The sequence below is a fragment of the Fulvivirga aurantia genome (assembly GCF_009711475.1).
Taxonomy (GTDB): Bacteria; Bacteroidota; Bacteroidia; order Cytophagales; family Cyclobacteriaceae; genus Fulvivirga; species Fulvivirga aurantia.
Window position 1 is genome coordinate 1 of sequence record NZ_SMMD01000243.1, and the last position, 1240, is coordinate 1240.

General features: G+C 38.6%; 1 protein-coding gene. It reads right to left on the reverse strand.

Translation table 11 applies throughout. The features are described from left to right. The coding region (locus tag E1176_RS00840; protein ID WP_185152516.1) for a sensor histidine kinase at positions 1 to 976 on the reverse strand (976 nt) is incomplete at its 3' end. Positions 977 to 1240 lie beyond the last annotated feature (264 nt).

Consider the following 1240-nt stretch of genomic DNA (forward strand, 5'->3'; position numbering starts at 1 on the left):
CAAATTTCTTAAAAAGTTTACCTCTTTCTTCCGGACTGATGCCTGGTCCCTGATCTATAAACCTTATATGAAGGCGCTCTGCCGTATCATTCGTGACTCTTACCAAAACTTCTTTACCCTTCTCTGTAAACTTTATAGCATTAGAAATGAGATTTTCAAAAATGAGCATAAGGTAAGTTTTATCTGCCTCAACCCTGTCTGAGCTCCCATTATTTATCATTTCGATACCAATACTTTTGTTTCTGGCCGCTTTATCCATGTTTTCCAGTACTTCTCCGAGTAATTTGCTCACTTCTACTTCTTCAAGCTGTACTTTAGGATTCTTTTGATCTGACTCATCCATTTCCAACACACGGTTCACCAAATTTTCAGCGTTAGCAGCAGCCTGGCTGATCATCTGGATATATTCATCGATACGACTTGCATCCGTCTCCATTTTCATGAGAGTAACCATACCATTGATATTTCTCAAAGGTCCGCGAAGGTCATGAGCAAGTATTCTGATAATGTAGTCTTTATCTTCGATCAACTGCTCCAGGTCAGTCGATTGCCTTCCAATCGTTTCTTTTTGAGCCTCAAGCTGTTTGTTTTTTCTTTCTAAATCTAATAAAGCGTTAGTTTGATTGCTTTCAAAAACAAATGCCATAAACATGACAATAAGCAGCAGGCCAGGTACAATTGTCACATACCAAATGGTGCGCAGCTCTAGATTATACTCAACAGGCAGTTCAACACCCTGCACGGCAAGTATGGCAAACCATACCATAAACCCAAAGGAAATAACCGTCCAGATGACACCTGAGCGTCTATTTACAACAAGAATGGCTAGTACGGGTATAGAAATGATCCATGGATAAATAGCCGACCATACACCTCCTGAATAATAAGTAAGCACAACTACTGCAAAGCCACCAATGAACACATAAGTGTTACCCAAAACACCAATTGATATTTTGGTTTTTACCAATAGTGTCATCGCTAAAAACCCCAAAAAATTGAATACCATTAGGTAAACACCCTTTTCATAACCAAAAATGAGGCTTAACCAGACATATGACAAAGAAAAGAAGCTCGTAACAAAACAAGCCCTGACAAGTAGTCTTGCCCTCCTTAAGATATTAGGATCCTGGTAATGGGTCTTGTGTATAAAAAAGTCTACTATGCGGCTAAGCGTCATATTCTGATTGAGAGATTTACAAAGACTAATAAAATAAAATTGCTGTTTTAGGTAATTTTGCCG